Below are 16,114 nucleotides of genomic sequence, written 5' to 3'. Positions count from 1 at the left end.
ACTGATATTTTGGTTGATTCCCCGGGGTGCTTTGAAGGATGTAGTAGCTGGGCTCGCCGATCTCTATGAACGGCGCGCGAACCGTCCGACTGCGTGCGCGTTTGGTTCGGTGGCGGCTGCGCGGGTTCGTTTGTAAAAGGTTCCGACCAGTCAGTGCTTTGGGTACCGCCTATGACCGCCGAACAGTCCCTTTCATTTCTTGTTCTCGGCACGATGATGGTCTTCTTCATATGGGACCGCTTCCGCTATGACGTTGTCGCCTGTTCGGCGCTGATGCTTTCGGTGGCCGTCGGTATCGTACCCTTCGATCGCGCTTTCGACGGGTTCAGCGACGATATCGTCATCATCGTTGGCAGCGCGCTCATCGTTAGCGCCGGCGTTGCGCGTTCGGGCGTCGTCGATGCGGCGATCCAGCGTTTCCTGCCGAACCTGCAATCGGTGCGGGCGCAACTCGCGCTTCTCGTCGTCACCGTCACCGTGCTTTCCGCGTTCATCAAGAATATTGGGGCGCTCGCGATCATGATTCCGGTTGCCTTTCAGTTCGCCCGGCGCTCGAATGTGCAGCCTTCGGTGTTTCTGATGCCTATGGCCTTCGGCGCGCTCATCGGCGGGCTGATGACGCAGGTCGGCACCTCGCCGAACGTCGTCGTGTCGCGGATGCGCGCGGATCTGACCGGCGAGAGCTTCACCATGTTCGACTTCACGCCGGTCGGCGCGTCGCTGGCGCTGGTCGGCGCGGTGTTTCTGCTTTTCGCCTACCGGCTTGTGCCGGAGCGCAAGAGCCAGCAGGCCGCAGTGCATGACGCGATCGAGATCACCGACTACACCTCCGAGGCGGTGGTCCCGGCCGGTTCTCCGGCAATCGGCAAGCCGCTGGGCAGCCTGGTCAAGCTCGGCGACGGGGGCGCGGTCGTCATTGCCATATTCCGCCGCGGCACGCATCTGGCGCCGCTGCCCGACATAGCGATCGAAGCCGACGATATCCTGCTGCTCGAAGGTGGGCCGGCGGCGCTCGACCGCATCGTTTCCCAGGCGAAGCTGAAGATCTCCGGCGATCGTTCGCCAACGCCGAACGACAAGGCGCGTGTCGAGATCGAGGCGATCGAGGCGGTGATCGCCAGCGGCTCGCCGCTCATCGGCATGTCGGCGCAGCGTCTCGCGCTCTTCAACAGGCACAACGTCAACCTGCTTGCCGTCAGCCGCCAGGGCGAGCGGCTGAAGCAGCGCCTCGGCAGCATAAGGCTGCGGGCCGGCGATATCGTCGTGCTGCAGGGAACGCGCCGGGAATTGCCGTCGTTCCTCCAGGATTTCGGCTGTCTGCCGTTGGCCCAACGGGAAATCCTGCTAGGCACCATCCGCTATGCGACCGTGCCGATCCTCGTTCTAGCGGCGGCCATGGGCGCGACGGCCGTCGGCGTCGTGCCGGTGCCGGTCGCCTTTTTTGCGGCCGCGCTCGCCATGGTGGTCTTCCGCGTCATTCCACTGCGCGACGTCTACCGCGCTGTCGATGGGCCGATCCTCGTGATGCTGGCGGCGCTGATCCCGGTCAGCGATACGCTGCGCACAACCGGTGGATCGGATCTCATCGCCGGCTGGCTCAGCGGTGTGGCCTCGGGCCTGCCGCCGGCCGGCGCACTCGCCCTTATCCTCATTGCCGCCATGGCCGTCACACCCTTCCTCAACAATGCGGCCACGGTGCTCGTCATGGCGCCGATCGCCGCAAGCTTCGCGACGGCCCTCAACTATAGCCCGGACGCCTTCCTGATGGCGGTGGCAATCGGCGCCGGCTCCGATTTCCTCACCCCGATCGGCCACCAGTGCAACACGCTGGTAATGGGCCCCGGCGGCTATCGCTTCAGCGACTATCCACGTCTCGGCCTGCCGCTCTCGATCGTGATCGTGCTCGTCGCCGTGCCGATGCTGATGTGGGTATGGCCATTGGTGCGCTGAGTCGGGCGGCAGTATCGCGGCGAGGCATCCCCACCGCGAATACGGGAGCTTCCAGCCAAATTTTTCTTGCCGCACGTAATGTTATTTTATAACAACGATCACGCATCGCAAATTGTTGCCGGGGCCAACCGTGTTGATATCCGCATCCGCCTCCCTTCCACCCGTTGCCTCGTGCGGCGATTCGTGCCACCAAGAGTGCGATGGTGCTGCTGCCGTGACTCGGCAGTGGCTGAAAAGGGAACACGGTGAGGACGACCCAGAAGGGGCCGAAACCGTGGCTGCCCCCGCAACTGTGAGCGGAAAGCGCATTCACACCATGTCACTGGCGAAAAGCCGGGAAGACGTGGATGCGCAGCGACCCGCGAGCCAGGAGACCTGCCATCGAACCGATCAACCACAACGGACGGGGTGTTCCGATGGAAAAGAACTGGCTCAGGCACAGCGGGCGACCGCTTCACTGCATCTTCGCCATTTTCTCTCCGGCCCAATCCGGCGGAGAACAGACATGGCGAATTTCCGACAGCACAAGATAACCGTATCGACCGATTGCCGCTTCACCGGCGGGCCTTGCCGGCTCGGCGCCGAACTGCTGGCGCTGTTGAACCGCAGCGTTTCGGCACTCGGCCAGCCGCTCGGCGAGGATTTTTCCATCGCCGGCACGGTGTGCATGGCCGGCTGCACGCGGCCTTGCACGATCGCCTTCCAGGCAACCGCCAAGGCGACCTACCTCTTCGGTGACATCGCGCCGGAAGAGGATGTCGACGATCTCGTCAGCTTTGCCGCCGCCCACGCCGAAGGCGGCGGCGGCATAATGCATGCAGCAGATCCTTCTACATTGGAGCGGGATGCGGCTGCTAACCCGTTTTTTTGCGCCGGTCTCACCGGCAACACGCTCGCCCGCACTCCTGCGGCGCTCCTCGTTTCCGAGGAGAGCGTGGGATGGTTCCAGTGACGGCGGGGAGGGTGTCTCATGAGCTGCGTTGAGCAAGGCGCGGCACTCAGCGTCGAGGGACTGGAATGGGGGCCGCGTCCGGGCCTGCGGCTGGTCCGCAATATCGGCTTTTCCATCGGGCCGGGCAGCCGGCTTGCGATTATCGGCCCGAACGGCGCCGGCAAGACCTCCTTGCTCCGCTGCCTCTATCGCGCGGTGCAGCCGATTGCCGGTCGGATCGAGGTGGATGGCGTCGATCTCTGGGCGATGACGGCGCGCGAGGCGGCAAAGACCATCGCCGTCGTCCTGCAGGAGATGCCCGGCGATTTTCCCTTCAGCGTACGCGATGTGGTGATGATGGGCCGCATCCCACGGCGCGAGGGCATGCGCGGCTGGACGGAACGGGATCGGAACCAGGTGGCGCACGCGCTCGATCATCTCGATCTCGCGCATCTCGCCAGGCGCCAATTCGCCACTCTTTCGGGCGGCGAAAAGCAGCGGGTGCTGATCGCCCGAGCGTTGGCGCAGGAGCCGCGCATCATCGTTCTGGACGAACCGACCAACCATCTCGACATCCGCCATCAGCTCGAAATTATCGAGCTCCTGAAGAGGCTGAAGCTCACCATTGTCACGACGCTCCACGACATCAATCTCGCGGCCGAGTTCGCGACCGATGTCGCGATCATCACGGAAGGTCGGCTCGCTGCATTCGGGAGCCCCGAAGAGGTGCTGCGGCCATCGGCCCTTTCCACCGCCTTCGGCGTTCACGCGACGGCACATGCGGCCGCCGAAGGCTATGCTTCCCGCTTTTCCTTCTCGCTTCCGCCCGCCGAGGCATCCAGCTCTCGAATTTCCCTCTTTCGCTCCACAGGAGACATCCGATGAACAGAATTTTTCTCGCGGGCTGCGCCATTCTCCTTGGCGCCGCGCCGGCGTTTGCCTACCCCGTCACCGTCAAGAGCTGCAACCGCGACGTTACCTTCGACGCCGCACCTCAGCGGGCGGTTTCCAACGACGTCAATCTCACGGAAATGATGCTGGCGCTCAAGCTCGAGGACCGCATGGTCGGCTATACCGGCGTTTCCGGCTGGAAGACGCTCGACGAGCGTCTGCGCGAGGGCGTCAAGGAACTGCCGGAGCTTGCGGAAAAATATCCGACCAAGGAGGTGCTCCTGAACGCCGATGCCGACTTCCTCTTTGCCGGCTGGAACTACGGCATGAAGGTCGGTGGGGAGGTGACGCCGGAGACGCTGTCGCCTTTCGGCATCAAGGTCTATGAGCTTACGGAGAGCTGCATCCACATAATGTCGAAGGGCAAGCCGACGATGGAGGACATGTTCGTCGATCTGCTGAACCTCGGCCGCATCTTCGGCGTGGAGGAGAGGGCGGAGGACTTGGTCGAGGGCTATCGCCGGCAACTCGCCGAGATTACCGGAAAGATCAAGGACGCTCGGCGCCCGACCCGGGTCTTCGTCTACGACTCGGGTGAGGAAAAGCCGTTCACTTCGGGTCGCTACGGCATTCCAACAGCGATGATCGAGGCGGCCGGCGGCAACAATATCATGGACGACGTCGAGAAGAGCTGGACGGAGATTTCCTGGGAGCCGGTGATCGACCGCGATCCGGAGGTCGTCGTCATCGTCAACTACGGCGAAGTGACGGCCGAGCAGAAGATCGCCTTCATGAAGAACAATCCGGCTTTCAAGACCATCGAGGCGGTGAAGAACGATCGCTTCGTCGTACTCGACTACGTCGAGGCGACGCCGGGTCCGCGCAACGTCGACGCCATCGAGCGGCTGGCGAAGAGTTTTCATGCAGAAGTGATGTGAGTGCGGCAGCGGCAAGCGGAACAACGCCGCCGAACATCCACATGCCGACTTTCCATCACGCCACTTCTCACACAATAGATTAGGAAGGCGGCATAAAGTTCTAATTTTTCATCACAAGTCGTCACATCACTGGTGCGGCGCTTGCTCTACTGCATGTTTCCTTAAATCGTAGCCGATTTAAGGATAAAAACATGCAGCAATTCAAGGCGCTACAGCGTCCTTTGCGCGTCTGATAAGACGCGCGGCGCTGTAGGTCTGAAGCGGAAAGTATGAAACCAACGTGAGACCCGCGCTTTTCTTCCTCGCGGCGCTGCTTTTGCTGTGCCTGACCGTGACTGCCGGCGTATCGCTCGGATCGGCGCCGATCCCGGTCGCGACGGTGTGGTCGATCATCGCGTCCAAGCTCGCGCCGGGCAGTGTCGAGGCCTTCTGGTCGGCTGGCCGGGAAAGCATCGTTTGGGATGTGCGCCTGCCGCGCGTGGTGCTGGCGGGGTTGGTCGGTGCAGGGCTTGCGGTCACCGGCGCGGTGCTGCAGTCGGTCACCCGAAACCCGCTTGCCGATCCGCATCTCCTCGGCGTTTCGGCGGGCGGCGCGCTCGGAGCGATCGTCGCGCTGCTCCATACCGGCCTCGTTCTGGGGCTCGCGACGGTGCCGCTCTTTGCCTTTGCCGGTGCGCTCGCCGCCACCACGCTGGTCGCGCTCGTCACCCGCGTGCTCGGCACCGGCGCCGACCGCCTCGTGCTTGCCGGCATCGCCGTCGCCTTCACGCTCACGGCCGGCGGCAACCTGCTCATCTTTCTCGGCGATCCGCGCGCCGTCCACACCGTGATCTTCTGGATGCTCGGCGGTCTCGGGCTCGCGCAATGGCCGCATCTCCTCTATCCGGCGCTCGCGCTTGCCTCATGCCTCGGCTGGCTTATCGTCCGGGCGCGCGAGATCAACGCGCTCGCCATGGGCGACGAAACGGCGATGACGCTCGGTATCCCGGTCCGCCGCTTCCGCCTGACGCTCTTCGTCGTCACTGCGCTTTTGACCGGCGTCATGGTGGCCTTTTCCGGCGCGATCGGCTTCGTTGGCCTGATGATCCCGCATTTCGTGCGCCTCTTCGCAGGCAGCGACAATGTGCGCGTCATTCCGCTCTCCGCCTTTGCCGGAGCGTTGGTGCTCATCCTCGCCGATCTCGTCGCCCGCGTCGTTATGGCGCCCGAAGACATGCCGATCGGCGTTATCACCGGGCTTGCCGGCGGCATTGCCTTCGTTGCGATCCTCAGGCGGCGGGGGTGAGGCTGGGCCTTGAATGCGCAGGGCTCGCGTCTGCGTTCCTCTCCTTCCGCTCCATTCTCATTAAAGCGTCATGCACGGCGCGGACGCACCGTGGCTGAATCCTGTGACGAGCACAGGGATGAGGGTGGAATGGCGGCCGCGCCGTCGCAAGGATGCTTGTAAGGCGAAGCACAGGAAGAGGGTGCGGGCTGCTTCAACAGCTTGGGAGAGATTCCCGACTGATGACGACGTTGCAGATCACCGGTGGAAACCGCATGATCGGCTCCTATCTGATGGGCGGCAAGCCCATCCATCGACAATCGAGGAGAAGAGGCATCGAATGGTTGATCAAATCGAGATCTGCACGCCGGAAGAGGTGCTGAAGTTCTGGTTCGCGGAGCTTTCCTACGACCATTGGTTCACAGTGAATCCCGAACTCGACAAACAATGCATGCAGCGATTTCAGGCGTCGCATCTCGCCCTTTCCAGAAGGCTTGACGATGTCTGGCGCCAGACTCCTCAGAACTGGCTCGCCACCATCATCCTGTTCGACCAGTTGCCGCGCAACATGTACCGCGGCTCGCCGCTGGCTTTCGCGACCGACGGACTGGCGCTGCGCGAGGCGAAACTTGCCATCGGGGCCAGTGCCGATATGGCGGTGCCGCAGGAATGGCGCGCCTTCTTCTACATGCCCTTCGAACATTCCGAGAACCTCGCGGATCAGACGATGGCGGTGAAGCTCTTCACCGCGCTCGGCGACGCCGACTATCTCGACTACGCGATCCGCCACCGTGAGGTGATCGAACGCTTCGGCCGCTTTCCCCATCGGAACGCGATTGTCGGGCGGACGTCGACGCCGGCCGAGGACGCCTATCTCGCCGAGCCGGGCGCGGGCTTTTAGAAAAGACAAACGGGAGGAAACCATGAGCGCACGAAGCCTGCCCTGGGAAGGAGGATGCCGTTGCGGACAGGTGCGGATCAAGGTCAGCGCGCCGCCGCTCCTGACCATGGCCTGTCATTGCACGGGCTGTCAGCGAATGACCGCAAGCGCCTTCTCGCTCAGCGTGGCAATCCCGAGCGAGGGCTTCGCCGTCACCACGGGAGAGCCGGTCATCGGCGGGCTGCATGGCGCGACGCGGCATTATTTCTGCCCGTATTGCATGAGCTGGATGTTTACGCGCGTGGAAGGCATGGACTGGTTCGTCAACGTCCGCGCGACGATGCTCGATGATCCGCGCTGGTTCACGCCGTTCATCGAAACCTGGACGAGCGAGGGACTGCCCTGGGCGACCACGCCGGCCGTTCACAGCTACGAGACGCTGCCGCCGCTGGAGGCCTATGAAGGCTTGCTGCAGGAATATGCGACGCTTTCCACCTGATCGCGTCGATATGACATAGCAAAAAACTGCAGTCCTCAACCGCTTTGCATCTTTTTGCCGTCTTGCGTATGCAGATCGGATGGTGGCGACGCTTGGAGCGATTCCGTTTGTCGCGCCCCCTGGATCTCGAAGGATCTCGAAGGATAGAGAATTGCAACTCGTCGGAAAGTTGACCGCTCTTTTGATTGCTGGCTCGTTCGGTGCGCTGATGCTTGCCGGCGGCGGACCGGCGATGGCTCAGGAAGCGGCGCAGCCCGTCCAACAAAGTCAACAGGCACCACAGGCGCAGCCGCCGCAGCAAGCCCAATCGGCGCAACCTGCTCAGCCCGCGCCGCAGGCCGAGCCAGACGATGGGGCAGCAGCGGCTTCTCCCGTCCTGCAACAGGCACAAGAGCAGCTTGACCACGCCAAGCAGGAACTGAAGCGGCTGGCCGATCGCGTCCAAACCGCCAAGGACGACGATGCCCTGCTTGCCGAGTTGAAGGTGCAGGTCGATGCGCTTTCCAGGCAGATCATCGCCGCATCGGTAGCGACGCGGCCGCGGCTTGACGAAATCAAGGCCCGGCTGACTGAACTCGGCGATCCGCCGGCCGAGGGCCAGCCACCGGAAGCGAATATCGTGACGGAGGAAAGGGAACGGCTACTTGCCGAACGCGGAGCGATAAACGCGCTCACGGGAAGCGCGGAAAGCCTCTCGGTAGAGGCAAGGAAGCTCGCCAACGATATCACCACGACCCGGCGTGAGCTCTTCTCCAACACGCTTCTGAGGCACACGGACGTCTCCGCGGCGATGCTGAGCGAGGCGGTGACGGCAACGATCGACGAAGCCCAGGCGCTGTGGCGAAGCGTCAGCAGTTGGGTGACATTTGCCTGGAACTACAAGCGCGTGCCTTTCCTCAGTGCGATCTTTCTATCGCTCTGCGCCGCGCTGCTCTTTCTGGTCGGCGGATACAGGCTCTTCTCGCCGTTCATCCTGCGTCACGACGGTGAGGACGACCCCACCTATTTCCGACAGCTCTCGGTGGCATTCTGGTCGACTCTGATCCCGACCATGGCGCTCACTGCCTTCGCCGCGTCGAGCTACTTCTTCCTCAGCAGCTTCAATGTATTGCGGCCGGATATCGCCCCGATTCTAGCGCTCACGCTCGGCGTGGGCGTCGCCCTGTTCTTCGTCACCAGGCTCGCCAATTCCGTGCTGTCGCCGAGGCGCTCGAGCTGGCGCCTCGTCCGGGTTTCGAATCGCGGCGCAAGAACGCTGATGGTGCCGATCTCCGCCATGACGCTCGTCAACGGTCTTGACTATCTGCTCGGCGGCATCAGCGTATCCTTGGGCTCTCCGGTCATCCTGACCGTCGCCAAGAGCTTCCTCGCGGCGGTCATCATCGGCCTGATCCTGATGTCGATGGCCTGGATCCGGCCAGTGCTGAGGCCGGACGAGCCGTTCGATGCCCCGGGCCGCCCCTGGCCGCGGGTGATCGGGCTCACGTTCCTTCTGACCGGCGCGGCGCTAATCGCCATCGCGCTTTCAGGCTATGTGGGTCTAGCGCGCTTCGTTGCTACGCAGATCATCATGACCGGCGCGATCCTGGTGATGATGTATATCGGTATCCTCACCGGCAGATCGGTGTCCAAGCAGGGTGCCTTTGCGGACACGGCGGCAGGACGATACCTCGAGCGCCGCGGCTTGGAGCAGGTCGCGCTCGACCAGATAGGGCTGATAGCGGGGCTCGGCATCTACGCGCTGGTCGTGCTGTTCTTCATCCCTCTGGTCCTTCTGCAGTGGGGCTTCAAGGTCGCCGACATCGAGTCCTGGGTCTATCGCGTGGTGACCGAGATCAGGATCGGCACCATCACCATCTCGCTGGTCGGCATTCTCGCCGGCGTCCTCTTCTTCGCGCTCGGCTATGTCGTCACGCGCTGGGTGCAGCGCTGGATCGACGGTAATATCATGGCGCGCAGCCGCGTCGACGCGGGCGTGCGCAATTCCATCCGCACCGGCATCGGCTATACCGGTGTCGGGATTGCCGGGCTTATCGCTGTTTCGGCGGCAGGTATCGATCTGTCGAGCCTTGCTCTGGTCGCCGGTGCTCTCTCCCTCGGCGTCGGTTTCGGCCTGCAGAATATCGTTTCAAACTTCGTTTCGGGCCTGATCCTCCTGGTCGAGAGGCCCTTCAAGGTGGGCGACTGGATCGTCAGCGGCACGACGGAAGGTTTCGTCCGGCGCATTTCGGTTCGCGCCACCGAGATCGAGACGTTCCAGCACCAGTCGATCATGATGCCGAACTCGCTGCTCATCAATGCTTCCGTCGGCAACTGGACGCATCGCAACAAGCTCGGCCGTTCGGAAATCGCCGTTACCCTAACCTATGCCAGCGATCCGCGGCGGGTGATCGATTTGCTGCACGAAATCGCTACCGCCCATCCCATGGTGCTGAAGAATCCTTCGCCTAACGTAGGCTTCACCGCCTTCGGCGACGAGCGCATGACCTTCGAGCTGCGTATCTATGTCGCCGACGTGCTGACGGCCGGCAACGTGCGCAACGATATCCGCGTGGCCATCTACGAGCGCTTCCGCGACGAGGGGATCGGCGCGCCGTTCCCGATGAAGATCGAGGATGTGGCGCCCGAGGAAGCGGCGCCCGCGGAGGCGGAACCTTCGCCGCCCGTCGAAGAGACGAAGTCCTCGGACGAAGCGGAGGAAGGCGATGCCGGCGCCCGCCCGGCAGGCAAACGCAGCAGCCGCAGCCGCGGGTAAGCGACGGCGGCCTTCTCCTGCAATTCTCGGTCTATCCCTGATGAACGGTCGCCCAACATGTCGTTCAGCGCCTATTCAGCGGTCCGGCGATAAAAAGCATGCAATTCATGCTGCTCCGGTTTACAGCGCCGGGCGTCTTTTCAGACGCACAAAGGCCGCTGTGGCACTTTAAATTGCTGCATGGTTCTATCCTTAAATCGGTTCCGATTTAAGGAACCATGCAGTAGGCTGGCGCTGGCTGAAGGGGCGGCCGGGTGCTTTCGCCACGGGCGAAAGGGTGACCGGCCGAAGGGGACGGCGCGCCGCGCCGATGGGCGATGAAGAGAGTTGTTGCTGCTTTGCTTTCCGGCATTCTCGTGACCGGGGCGGCCAATGCTGCGACCGTCACCAACAGGGACGGCGAGACCGCCGTGCTGGTGATCGTTGAGGGCGAAAGCCGGATGGAACTGGCGATCGATTCCGGCGCAACGGAAATGATCTGCCCGAGCGGCTGCTTCATCACTGCGCCGAGCGGCGATCGCATGGGCCTTCAGGGCGACGAAACGATCGAGATCGTCAACGGCTCCGTCGTCGTCAAGTAAGGCAGCCATCTCGGCGCGTCCGCGCCGATCCCGCGGTGCTGAATGCTGTGCACAGAAATGAGCGCTGGCCTTCGGGCCGAGGCCTTGGAGACAGCGCGAACCGGTCCCGCCCGCGCTGCGTATGCCTCCTGCCGCCGCTCACCGCCTCGGCACGCCAATAGCCTCAAGCGTGGTGAGCAGTGACGGCCTGGACCAGCTCACCGGTCAGTTCCCGGCTGGTGCAATGGGAAATATCGCCCAGCGACAGCATGCCGACCATCCGCTTGTCATCGTTGATCACCGGCAGCCGCCGGATCATTTTCGATTCCATCAGGTGAATGGCGTCTTCGACGGATTCGCTGGTGCGGCAATAGACGATTTCGTGCGTCATCACGTCACGCGCCGTAAGCGAAGAGACGTCATGGCCATTGGCAAGCGCCCGCAAGGCGATATCGCGGTCCGTTACCATGCCGATCAGTCGGTCATTTTCACCGACAGGCAGTGCGCCGATGTCCTCGTCTTTCATGATACGGGCAATCGTGCGCAAATCCGTTTCCGGCCCGATCCAACGAACGCCGGGATGCATGGCTTCTTCGGTTCTCATCATACCCTCCCATGTTCAGTTAAGCCGTTATCATACGCGAAAATCATGGCTAATCATGGATATCTGCGCACTCGGAGAATATTTCCGAACACGACAGCGCCGCGCATCTTTTCAGACGCGCGGCGCTGTCGTGGCGCAAAGATCAGGTCCTGGGCTTGCGATTTTCCGGGTCGTATAGCGGTTTGTAGCCTACGCCCGCGACTTCGACGGGATAAGTTTCGCCGAAGTACTCGACCTTCAGCTTTCGACCCTCCTGGGCATAGGCCCAAGGCAAATAGGCGAGCGCAATGTTCTTGCCGATCGTTGGGCCATAGGCGATCGATGTCGTGAACGACCGGCGGCCAAGTTCATCGACAAGCGTCTCCCCGGTCTCGGGATCCATGACCGGAAGCGTGCCGACCGGATAGCGGGCAACGCCCGTCGAATCGACATTGTCCGTCATGACGAGCGTGCAGAGCATCGCCGGCTGGTGCTCGCGGGCTCGATATTCGAGATGTTTGGCCTTGCCGCGGAACTCGGCGTCCTTGACCTTCGGACGGGCGAGGTCGGCTTCCAAGAGATTGTATTCGGTGAGCAGATCCGCGTTCTGCAGGCGCAGGCTCTTTTCCATGCGGCGACTATTGGCATAGGTCTCGACACCCATGGCCATCACGCCCGTGGATCGCAGCGCGTCCCAGACTGCGAGTGCATCGCCATAGGCCATGTGCAGTTCCCAACCCTGTTCACCGACATAGGAGATGCGGAAGGCGGTGACGTCCTTGCCGGCGATCCCGATCGGCTTGATCGCCGCGAAGGGGAAGTTTTCTGGCGTAAGCCCCTCGGGATCCTCGACAACCTTCTGCAGGGTTACGCGTGCATTCGGTCCCCAGATGCCGATCGTCACATATTTTTCGGTCACATCAGTGATGGTAACGTCGAAACCCTTGTCCTCAGCAACACGGCGCACGTAGTGGAAGTCGCGCGGCCCTGCGTCGGCTCCGTCGACGACGCGGCAACGGTCGGCCATGCGGATTACGGTCAGGTCCGCTCGCACCATGCCCTCGTCGTCGAGGAAGTGGGTATAGATGCCCTTGCCGACATTGGCATCGCCGCCGATCTTCGCCGCGCAGATCCATTCCATCAGCTCGACATGATCTGGGCCTTCGACGTCGAACATGGCGAAATGCGAGAGGTTGACGATGGCGCAATCTTCGCTCATGGCGAGATGCTCGGCATTGGAGACGCGCCAGAAATGGCGATTGTCCCATTCGTTCTCACGCACCGGCACGCGGTTGCCGTATTTCTCCAGCAGGTGTTCGTTTGCGGCATAGCCGTGGGCGCGTTCCCAGCCGCCCAACTCCATGAAATAGCCGCCAAGTTCCTTCTCGCGCTCCCAGAACGGAGAGCGGCGTACGCTGCGGCCAGTCACATAGGGTTCGCGCGGATGGACCGCCGGATTGTAGATCTTCTGGGCCGCCTCGCCGCAGCGCCCCTCGATGAACTTCTCCTGAAGCATATGGGGGTAGAAGCGGGAATAATCGATCTTGTTGTGGTCGATCGATGTGCGCCCATCCGTCATCCAGTCGGCGACGAGCTTGCCGAAGCCGGGGCCGTCCTTGACCCAGATGGCGACGCAGTACCACAGCCCCCGGACTTTCTGGCTCTCGCCGACGGAAGGCCCGCCATCGGTCGTCACCTGCAGCAGGCCGTTGAAGGAATGGCTTTCATTGTAGCCGAGTTCGCCGAGAATCGGCGTGAGCTCCATCGCCCGCTCCAGCGGCTCCAGAATCTGTTCCATGTCCAGGTCGCGCTGCGAGGGCGAAAGACGGGCCTCATGCTTTTCGAGAAGGTCGCGCGGATGGCAGAGGCGCGGGTTCGTCTCCTCGTAATAGCCCCATTCGATCTGGCCGCCCTCGGCGGTCTTGGGATCGCCGGTGTCGCGCATATAGGCGGAGTTGCCCTGGTCGCGCAGAAGCGGCCAGCCGATTTCCTTGCCGGTGCCCTCGAATTCGTTATACGGGCCGAAGAAGGTGAGCGGGTGGTCGACGGGCATGACCGGCAGATCCTCGCCCACCATTTCCGCAATCAGGCGGCCCCAGAGGCCGGCGCAGACGATGACGTAATCGGCTTCGATGGTGCCGCGGTGGGTCACCACACCCTTAATGCGGCCGTCCTTGATGACGAGGGACTGGGCCGGCGTATTGGCGAAAGCCTGGAGTTTGCCGGCAGCGACGCCCTGGTCGACGAGCTTGCCTGCGACGGTCTGCGAGCGCGGGATGACAAGGCCGGCGTCCGGATCCCAGAGGCCGCCCTGCACGATGCTTTCCTCGATCAGCGGGAATTTCTCCTTGATCTCGCCGGGTTCGATCAGGCGGACGCGCGTGCCGAACGCCTTGCCCGACGCCACCTTGCGCCTGATCTCGTCCATGCGGCCGTCGTCGCCGACGCGGGCCACTTCAAGGCCGCCGACGCGAGCATAATGGCCCATCTTTTCATAGAATTCGATCGAGTAGAGGGTCGTCCAGCAGGAGAGGAAATCGTGGCTGGTGGTGTAGCAAAAGTCGGAGGCGTGCGCCGTCGATCCGATGTCGGTCGGGATGCCGGACTTGTCGATGCCGACGATATCGTCCCACCCACGCTCGATCAGATGATGAGCGATCGATGCTCCAACGATGCCACCCAGTCCGATGATTACGACATTCGCCTTTTGCGGAAACTCTGCCATTGATTGCGACCCTAGTTAGTTTGGAAGCCGGATACTAAAGTTTGCAGCGCCAAGACTAGAGCCTGTCTACGACATAATCATCAAACTGCACGACCAGAGCCGCACGATGTGTGGATGAATCGCCCGGGCGGCACCGGATGAGCATACCACTAAAATCGTTAGGGAAACGCCGCAGAGCGACCTGACAATTTCCATATCACACAGGAAGTCCAGCGGCCTTGGATGCGCCATCAAACGCGACGCCTGGGCCGCTCGGTCGCAGCGACAATCACCGGAATCCCGCATGGCGGGCAGACGGCGGCGGCGCCGCCTGTCCGTTACCGCTTCGCCATATCTGCGACCGTGCCGCTCAAGCGTGATGGGCGGTGACGGCCTTGCACAATTCGCCTGTCAACTCTTGGCTCGTGCAGTGGGAAATATCGCCCAGCGACAGCATGCCGACCATCCGCTTGTCGTCGTTGATCACCGGCAGCCGCCGGATCATTTTCGATTCCATCAGGTGAATGGCGTCCTCGACGGATTCGCTGGTGCGGCAATAGACGATCTCGTTCGTCATCACGTCACGCGCGGTGAGCGAAGAGACATTGTTGCCGTTAGCAAAGGCCCGCAAGGCGATATCGCGGTCCGTCACCATCCCGATCAGACGATCGTTTTCCCCAACGGGCAGTGCGCCGATGTCCTCGTCTTTCATGATACGGGCAATCGTGCGCAAATCCGTTTCCGGTCCGATCCAACGAACGCCGGGATGCATGGCTTCTTCGGTTCTCATGGTATCCTCCCATGATTGGCTACGCCTTCATTATACGCGAAAAATCGTGGCCAATCGTCGGTTTCTGCCGTCCGGGTGACGAATCCGCATGCGCGCACCTCAAGCGCATCCTGAAGCTCGACGGACTGCGATTGCGCGGTCCCTGTGCGAAATCTGTGTGCTACAGCCGAAACGCTCCGCTATGCATGCACCGGGTAACCTCATTTAACATTTCCTCGGGATCATGGCCTGCCGTACGCAGAACGTGGAGTTCAAGTTCTCCCAGCGAGCAGAACTGCTGATGGAGCTCCGTGATCGGTTGAGGATCCGTCAGCGTATTGCCGGCGCGGTTGCGGCAACGCTCAATCGCGAGTTCAAGCGGTGGCCGGAGGACGATGTAGTGGAGCGGCAAGGCCAGGTCTTTGAAGGGTTGAAGGAACCAGGGGCCGACAATGCCGTCGACAATGACGAAATAGCCGCCGCGGGCATATCGTTCGGTTGCCCCGGCGATGACATCCATGACGACTTCGTTCTGCCTGTGCGATTCCGGCAGGTAGGGCGCGACCCCGCCGTGTTTGATGAAGTGCCAGAAATCGTCCGTATGCAGGTGCACCTTGGGTGCGCCTGGCTTACGCGCCAGAGCCCGTGCCGTTGTCGTTTTCCCCGAACCTGGCGGGCCGGTCAGGATGAGAACTTCGCCGGCGAAGTCGATCATGATTTTCCTATCCCGCACGAAACTTATCTGCGCCACGGCCGGGGTCGGGAAACCGCTACCATGGCCAACCTCATTCGCCGCTGCATGTCAGGCGGGTGTCACCCGCTCGAACAGGTGTTCGTAACGGAGCACCAGCCCAACATCGTCGACCTCGAGATCCGCTTCGAATCCGCGGGCAAGGCCGAGGTCGACATAGCGCAGCCGCCGCGGTCCCTCGCGGTCATAGCGCTGGCTTGAGCGCGCGACGGTCAGCGCCGGCCCGTCGATGAAGGCGGTGTCGAGCGGCAGGCTTTCTCCGGCGCGCTCCGGTGTCCTGCGGACGGGGAAGGTGTTGCAGAAGGGCGTGACCGAGAGATCAGGCTCCTCGGCGCCCTCAAGGTCCGGCCGCAACACGCCGTTCACGCGCCAGCCTGTCCCGGCGCGCTCCAGCCGCAGGACCCCGTGGCCTTGCGCGTTCCAGCGTTCGACGATGACGGATTGGGCGCGCCAATTGGAATCAACCCGCCAGCGATGGTCCACGCGGGAACCGCCGGCTTCGAGGCAGATGACCGTGGCCGTCGCCGTGACGCCCTCGGGCTCGACCACAAGCTCCAGGCGCTCGAGACCTTCCACATCGATCCGGCGCCAGAAAAGGACGGATGTGCTCATGCCTTTCGGCTCCTCCGCTTCGGCTGA

The 16,114-nt window shown here is 62.5% G+C and carries 14 protein-coding genes and 1 riboswitch; of the genes, 9 read left to right on the top strand and 5 right to left on the bottom strand.

Annotated elements, in window-relative coordinates; all coding sequences use genetic code 11:
- Window positions 1–171: 171 nt before the first annotated feature.
- The 9 genes from PYH37_RS22165 (at window position 172) to PYH37_RS22125 (ending at window position 10,689) form a co-directional block, all read left to right on the top strand.
- Window positions 172–1,950: an SLC13 family permease gene (locus PYH37_RS22165; protein WP_280733559.1), complete on the top strand. Its 1,779-nt coding sequence runs from the start codon at window positions 172–174 to the stop codon at window positions 1,948–1,950.
- A gap of 184 nt (window positions 1,951–2,134) precedes the next feature.
- A riboswitch (cobalamin riboswitch) is annotated at window positions 2,135–2,347 on the top strand.
- 108 nt (window positions 2,348–2,455) lie between these two features.
- Window positions 2,456–2,902, top strand: coding sequence for a DUF1636 family protein (locus PYH37_RS22160; RefSeq protein WP_280733558.1), 447 nt, complete (start codon window positions 2,456–2,458; stop codon window positions 2,900–2,902).
- A gap of 18 nt (window positions 2,903–2,920) precedes the next feature.
- Entirely contained in the window at window positions 2,921–3,766 is an 846-nt protein-coding gene (locus tag PYH37_RS22155) for an ABC transporter ATP-binding protein (RefSeq protein WP_280733557.1), read from the top strand.
- Complete coding sequence (locus PYH37_RS22150) at window positions 3,763–4,710, top strand: ABC transporter substrate-binding protein (protein WP_280733556.1); 948 nt, start codon at window positions 3,763–3,765, stop codon at window positions 4,708–4,710. The genes PYH37_RS22155 and PYH37_RS22150 overlap by 4 nt, the downstream gene beginning before the upstream one ends.
- Window positions 4,711–4,990: 280 nt before the next feature.
- Entirely contained in the window at window positions 4,991–5,995 is a 1,005-nt protein-coding gene (locus PYH37_RS22145; protein ID WP_280733555.1) for a FecCD family ABC transporter permease, read from the top strand.
- Between the two features lie 319 nt (window positions 5,996–6,314).
- Window positions 6,315–6,875: a DUF924 family protein gene (locus PYH37_RS22140; protein WP_280733554.1), complete on the top strand. Its 561-nt coding sequence runs from the start codon at window positions 6,315–6,317 to the stop codon at window positions 6,873–6,875.
- Between the two features lie 22 nt (window positions 6,876–6,897).
- Entirely contained in the window at window positions 6,898–7,353 is a 456-nt protein-coding gene (locus tag PYH37_RS22135) for a GFA family protein (protein WP_280733553.1), read from the top strand.
- Between the two features lie 208 nt (window positions 7,354–7,561).
- A complete protein-coding gene (locus PYH37_RS22130) occupies window positions 7,562–10,108 on the top strand; it encodes a mechanosensitive ion channel family protein (protein ID WP_280736132.1) in 2,547 nt (848 codons plus the stop codon).
- 317 nt (window positions 10,109–10,425) lie between these two features.
- Window positions 10,426–10,689: a hypothetical protein gene (locus PYH37_RS22125; protein ID WP_280733552.1), complete on the top strand. Its 264-nt coding sequence runs from the start codon at window positions 10,426–10,428 to the stop codon at window positions 10,687–10,689.
- 163 nt (window positions 10,690–10,852) lie between these two features.
- Here PYH37_RS22125 and PYH37_RS22120 read toward each other — a convergent pair whose 3' ends face one another.
- The 5 genes from PYH37_RS22120 to PYH37_RS22100 all read right to left on the bottom strand — a co-directional run bounded on the left by PYH37_RS22120 (window position 10,853) and on the right by PYH37_RS22100 (window position 16,087).
- Complete coding sequence (locus PYH37_RS22120; RefSeq protein ID WP_280736131.1) at window positions 10,853–11,272, bottom strand: CBS domain-containing protein; 420 nt, start codon at window positions 11,270–11,272, stop codon at window positions 10,853–10,855.
- Between the two features lie 142 nt (window positions 11,273–11,414).
- The gene (locus PYH37_RS22115; protein ID WP_280733551.1) at window positions 11,415–13,976 is read right to left on the bottom strand and encodes a GcvT family protein; all 2,562 of its coding nucleotides are present in this window, start codon (window positions 13,974–13,976) and stop codon (window positions 11,415–11,417) included.
- A gap of 349 nt (window positions 13,977–14,325) precedes the next feature.
- Entirely contained in the window at window positions 14,326–14,745 is a 420-nt protein-coding gene (locus tag PYH37_RS22110; protein ID WP_280733550.1) for a CBS domain-containing protein, read from the bottom strand.
- Window positions 14,746–14,905: 160 nt separating this feature from the next.
- On the bottom strand, window positions 14,906–15,436 hold the full coding sequence (locus tag PYH37_RS22105) for an ATP-binding protein (RefSeq protein WP_280736130.1): 531 nt from the start codon (window positions 15,434–15,436) through the stop codon (window positions 14,906–14,908).
- 90 nt (window positions 15,437–15,526) lie between these two features.
- On the bottom strand, window positions 15,527–16,087 hold the full coding sequence (locus tag PYH37_RS22100) for a putative glycolipid-binding domain-containing protein (RefSeq protein ID WP_280733549.1): 561 nt from the start codon (window positions 16,085–16,087) through the stop codon (window positions 15,527–15,529).
- Window positions 16,088–16,114 lie beyond the last annotated feature (27 nt).

Origin of the sequence: Sinorhizobium numidicum, from assembly GCF_029892045.1 — a bacterium.
Lineage (GTDB): Bacteria > Pseudomonadota > Alphaproteobacteria > Rhizobiales > Rhizobiaceae > Sinorhizobium > Sinorhizobium numidicum.
Note: the sequence above shows the minus strand (reverse complement) of the source record. Positions and strands in the feature narration are given on the sequence as shown.

Excerpts from the sequence above, each read along its gene's own strand:
- PYH37_RS22125 (WP_280733552.1), top strand. The coding sequence starts at position 10,426 with ATGAAGAGAGTTGTTGCTGCTTTGCTTTCCGGCATTCTCGTGACCGGG.
- PYH37_RS22110 (WP_280733550.1), bottom strand. The coding sequence starts at position 14,745 with ATGAGAACCGAAGAAGCCATGCATCCCGGCGTTCGTTGGATCGGACCG.
- PYH37_RS22160 (WP_280733558.1), top strand. The coding sequence starts at position 2,456 with ATGGCGAATTTCCGACAGCACAAGATAACCGTATCGACCGATTGCCGC.
- PYH37_RS22100 (WP_280733549.1), bottom strand. The coding sequence starts at position 16,087 with ATGAGCACATCCGTCCTTTTCTGGCGCCGGATCGATGTGGAAGGTCTC.
- PYH37_RS22150 (WP_280733556.1), top strand. The coding sequence starts at position 3,763 with ATGAACAGAATTTTTCTCGCGGGCTGCGCCATTCTCCTTGGCGCCGCG.
- PYH37_RS22140 (WP_280733554.1), top strand. The coding sequence starts at position 6,315 with ATGGTTGATCAAATCGAGATCTGCACGCCGGAAGAGGTGCTGAAGTTC.
- PYH37_RS22135 (WP_280733553.1), top strand. The coding sequence starts at position 6,898 with ATGAGCGCACGAAGCCTGCCCTGGGAAGGAGGATGCCGTTGCGGACAG.
- PYH37_RS22130 (WP_280736132.1), top strand. The coding sequence starts at position 7,562 with ATGCTTGCCGGCGGCGGACCGGCGATGGCTCAGGAAGCGGCGCAGCCC.
- PYH37_RS22120 (WP_280736131.1), bottom strand. The coding sequence starts at position 11,272 with ATGAGAACCGAAGAAGCCATGCATCCCGGCGTTCGTTGGATCGGGCCG.
- PYH37_RS22115 (WP_280733551.1), bottom strand. The coding sequence starts at position 13,976 with ATGGCAGAGTTTCCGCAAAAGGCGAATGTCGTAATCATCGGACTGGGT.
- PYH37_RS22165 (WP_280733559.1), top strand. The coding sequence starts at position 172 with ATGACCGCCGAACAGTCCCTTTCATTTCTTGTTCTCGGCACGATGATG.
- PYH37_RS22155 (WP_280733557.1), top strand. The coding sequence starts at position 2,921 with ATGAGCTGCGTTGAGCAAGGCGCGGCACTCAGCGTCGAGGGACTGGAA.